The organism is uncultured Paraglaciecola sp. (assembly GCF_913058035.1).
Taxonomy (GTDB): Bacteria; Pseudomonadota; Gammaproteobacteria; order Enterobacterales; family Alteromonadaceae; genus Paraglaciecola.
Genome location: NZ_CAJXPA010000255.1, coordinates 1 through 4,757 on the forward strand (window position 1 = coordinate 1; position 4,757 = coordinate 4,757).

The following is a 4,757-nucleotide window of genomic DNA, read 5'->3' on the forward strand; positions in this document are numbered from 1 at the left end:
TTTTATTATTTTAGACCACTTTAACGCTTACTATCGAAATTAACCAATAATTCCATTAAGTTATAAATTGAAAGATGTATTCTTAAATATGATTAATATAAGCGAAGTGCTCATAATGGGAAATATGGAAAGAGTGATGAAAAGAGGGATGAAAAGAGGGATGAAAAGAGGGATGAAAAGAGGGATGAAAAATAAGATAGTTGGGTTGTTGTTATTAATATTTTGTACGTGCAGTGCAGCTGCTCCCAATGTATTACCAATGCGCGAGCGAGCACAGCTGATCAATCAGGTCTTAGACGATAGGTTACAAAACTTATTACCAGGCCTGATGCGCCGCGAAGGCATCGATATGTGGGTGCTGATATCACGTGAATATAATGAAGACCCAATACTTAAAACTATGCTCCCCGCTAACTGGTTGTCCGCCCGAAGACGCACAATTTTAGTTCTTTTTGACCCCGGCGAAGGCAAGCCAATTGAACGCCTAGCTGTCGCAAGGTATGCAGTAGATAGTTTATTCAGAAAGTCTTGGGACAAAGAGAAACAACCTGATCAGTGGGATAGTCTTGTTAACATGATAAAGCAGAAACAACCCAAAAGGGTGGCGATTAATCAATCTAAGCATTTTGCATTAGCAGATGGGATTACGGCTACAGAATATGATGCGTTTAGCCAAGCATTAGCTAAACAAAGTGCAATTCAACTGATGTCATCAGAAAAATTAGCTATCGCTTGGCTTGAAACACGCAGTGAAATGGAAATGCAATTTTATCCTAATTTGATTGAGTTAGGTCATCAGGTAATAGCCGAAGCCTTTTCAAATCAAGTTGTTAAGCCGGGTGTCACGACGACTGAAGATATAGTGTGGTGGCTAAGAGAGAAAGTTTTAGATTTAAGATTACAAACGTGGTTTCATCCCACTGTTTCACTGCAGCGCTCCAACAATGAAACGTTTGATCACGTCGATGCTTTTACTCAGCGTACCCGATCGCAAATCATTATGCCCGGTGATTTGTTACACATGGATTTTGGTTTGACCTATTTGCGGCTGCATTCAGATCAACAACAACATGCTTATGTGCTTAAGGCTAATGAAACTGATGCCCCTGACTATCTGAAAAAGGCGTTAGCCAGTGCCAATCGCTTGCAGGATGTATTTACCGGACACTTTAAGTTAGGCCGCACAGGCAATGAAGTGTTAAAACTATCACGTCAACAAGCCATTAAAGAAGGGATTAAACCTTCTATTTACACCCATCCTATTGGATACCACGGACATGCTGCAGGTACCACTTTAGGTATGTGGGATTCTCAAGGTGGTGTGCCCGTTCAAGGGGATTACCCATTACACGTCAATACCGCATATTCTATAGAGCTCAATGCAGCCACTTTTATCCCACAGTGGAATAAAGAAATCCGCATTATGCTTGAAGAAGAAGCTTATTTCGATCAATCTGGTGTCAAATACTTAAACGGGCGTCAGACCCAATTTCACTTAATAAAATCTGAGTAAAATCCGAGTCAAACCTGAGTAAAATATGAATAAAGAGACATACAATGAATAGAAAATACCTTGCCCTTGCCGTTGCTTTTTCGCTGGGGTTAGTCGCCTGCAATCAATCGGACACAGTACAAACCCAAAAAGTGGGCGACGGAAGTGTGATATCAAGTCTATCTGAGTCAGAAAAAGCCAATGCGCTGTTTCAAGCCTATTTTGATGAAAGTATGCAGATGAACCCTATATCGGCTACTTACGTGGGAATAAGCGATTACAATGACCGCTTTAGTCCCCCCATTAATCAACAAAACCGTGATCAGTCTTTGGCTTTCGAAGAAAAGTATTTAGCTAAGATAAAAGCGATAGATGCATTAGCGTTGAGTGGACAAGCTCTACTGAGTTACGAGATATTTTTACGAGACAGACAGATTGCTATTAAAGGAGCACAATTTCCAGGACATCTTATGCCCATCCATCAAATGGGCGGCGCACATAGTTATTTCGCCTCCCTAGGTTCAGGTAAAAGTGCGCAGCCTTTTAATACCGCAGACGATTACCGTCACTTTATGAGCAGAGCACAAGGTTTTGCGACTTATATGGATAGTGCGATTGTGGCCATGAAGCGCGGGATAGAAAAGTCTATTGTGCTACCTAAACCCTTGATTAAAAAAGTGCTACCGCAGTTGCAAGTGCATATGCTGCAAGATGTGACGAAGAGTGTTTTTTACGCCCCGTTAGAAACCCTTAAAGACAATGCAAACATATCGGATGTTGATAAAAAGCAAATTACAAAAGACTACATTGAGACCATAAAAAATATCATAATCCCGGCCTATGGCCGGGTGCATCAATTTATGCAACAGAGCTACTTACCTAAGGGCCGTGATACTGTCGGTTTACATGACTTGCCTAATGGCAAAGCATGGTATGAATATCGAATTGAAACCAATACAACCTTACCGTTAACTGCTGATGAAATTCATACATTTGGGCAACAACAAGTGGCACGTATTCTAGCTGAAATGACCAAGGTTAAAGAAACCGTTGGCTTTGAAGGTGATTTACCTGCCTTTTTTGAATTTTTGCGCACCGATGAACAATTTTTCTTTGATTCAGAACAAGCCTTGATTGATGCTTATACCCAAGTAAAAGAAAAAATAGATAGTCGTGTACCCCTGTTGTTTGAAGTATTTCCCAAGGCAGACTACGAAGTCAGAGCGGTAGAAGCGTTTCGAGCCGCATCGTCTGCAGGCGCCAGTTATCAGAGCCCCGCACCAGATGGTTCTAGGCCAGGCATATTTTATATTAATGCCTATAACTTAAAAGCCCAGCCCAAATATTTGATGGAAACCCTCAGTATTCACGAAGCGGCACCCGGCCACCATTTCCAAATTGCCATTCAACAAGAAGTCGAAAGTCTCCCAGATTTTCGTAAATTTGGCGGATACACAGTATTTGCCGAAGGCTGGGCGCTGTACGCCGAAAGTTTAGGTAAGGAGATGGGCTTATTTACTGACCCTTACATGTGGTATGGCCGACTATCCGATGAACAACTGCGCGCCATGCGCTTGGTCGTGGATACAGGGCTACATGCATTTGGCTGGACACGCCAACAAGCGATCGATTTTATGATAGACAACTCGTCTCTTGCGCCTTCAGATATAGAGGCTGAAGTCGAACGTTATATCGCCATAGGCGGGCAAGCGGTGAGTTACAAAGTGGGCCAACGACATATCCGTATGCTTAGAAATAAAGCACAACAGATACTTGGCGATAAATTTGATGTGAAAAAATTCCATACTCAGGTGTTAGTTGACGGTGCCTTACCTATGCCAATTCTTGAGGCAAAAATAGACAGGTGGATTGAACAACAAAGTAGCTAAAACCAAACGTAAAGAGTTAACTTGGTAGGTCTAGCTCTTTGCAACCCTTCAAATAAACGTTTGGTTAAAGCCAAACGTTTATACACAAACATTCTTATTTGAGAATTTTTCGAAACCATTAGGGGTGTTTTCACTCACACTTAAGACGCTCTAAACCATCCGGTAATGGAGAGTCTGGGCTTAGCTGCAAGAGGTGCTACATAGGTAACCGAATGAATATGCCTAACATCAAATATAGCCATCGAATTAAAAATGGGTGACCAAGCATCGCGAGGTGTTCCGTTTGTTTCATAAAACTGTAGCAAGCCACCCCAATCGGGATGCCAGTTTTCACTAAAGTTAAGCACATAGGCCAGTCTGCGTTGTTCTATTTCATGTATGTCTTGATGTCGTGTTAAAAAGTGTCCGTGGGTAAATCGTGTTGCTTGTGCGCTAGCAAGTTTAATGTCTGTTTTACCTGTTAAATCTTTCACTAATTGCAGTGTCTTTTCATCGTTAAGCCACTTTTTTACGGCTAATAGAATGCTGTCAGAGTGAGCATCAATCGGATGTCGTCCATATAAGTAACCAATGCCCTGCGATCCAAGTTCTAATATTGATTTGCGCATATTGTGTTGTTGCTGGACTGAGAGCACCGACAAATCTGCAGGGCTCGACAAAGCTGGACGTCCATCCTTAATATAAGCGAAATCAAATGCTCCACTGGTGCTTAACGAATGATGGGTTTTGGCAGCTGAATCTTGATTGAAAATATTTTCGATACGCACACGATCGTCAATAGCGTATTGTTTTTTTATATATTCTTGATCTAGTGAGTTGTTAATTGTGATCATAGTTTTAATGGTTGGTTCTCATTAGGTGTTTTTTCAAAATGTGTAGTTCTGGCTGACAGGTTTATCAATCATCAATCCTAGTGACTATGCAAACAAGTGACTATGCAGACAGTCTGGCTTATACATTTGACTATACATCTAACATCAAATATAAACTGACTTATTAATTTACTGACTTTTTAACTAACTAACTTATTAACTAAATATCATAACCTTACTATAACCATCGTCTTACATAAATTTATTTTGCGTGTTTGTTTAAGCATTTTATAAAGAAAAAATAAAAATGCAAAAATCGCAATACCGCTTTTATCGGTGGTTACTTTTTAAATGCAGTTGAACGCTGAAAAAAAGCAATGGCAGTTACAATCAAAAAAACGTTTTGTTTATTCAGACATCTGAACCACATGGTAAAAGTAAATATAAGGATAAGAATAAAGAAATATTTATCTTGTTGAGCCTAAATTAGGTTGCTAGGCAATCTATCTGGTAATATTTTTATGAGCGATTAAATAAAGGCTGAATGATGACACAATATATGAG

3 protein-coding genes are annotated in these 4,757 nt (G+C 40.2%); 2 read left to right on the plus strand and 1 reads right to left on the minus strand.

Features of this window, described 5'->3' with window-relative positions; all coding sequences use genetic code 11:
* Positions 1–184: 184 nt before the first annotated feature.
* Together QZ562_RS19675 and QZ562_RS19680 are read left to right on the plus strand one after the other, a co-directional pair.
* Positions 185–1,513: a M24 family metallopeptidase gene (locus QZ562_RS19675; protein ID WP_293764082.1), complete on the plus strand. Its 1,329-nt coding sequence runs from the start codon at positions 185–187 to the stop codon at positions 1,511–1,513.
* Positions 1,514–1,557: 44 nt separating this feature from the next.
* Entirely contained in the window at positions 1,558–3,381 is a 1,824-nt protein-coding gene (locus QZ562_RS19680; RefSeq protein WP_293764084.1) for a DUF885 domain-containing protein, read from the plus strand.
* Positions 3,382–3,521: 140 nt separating this feature from the next.
* Here QZ562_RS19680 and QZ562_RS19685 read toward each other — a convergent pair whose 3' ends face one another.
* Entirely contained in the window at positions 3,522–4,214 is a 693-nt protein-coding gene (locus tag QZ562_RS19685; RefSeq protein WP_293764086.1) for a 2OG-Fe(II) oxygenase family protein, read from the minus strand.
* Between the last annotated feature and the right edge of the window lie 543 nt (positions 4,215–4,757).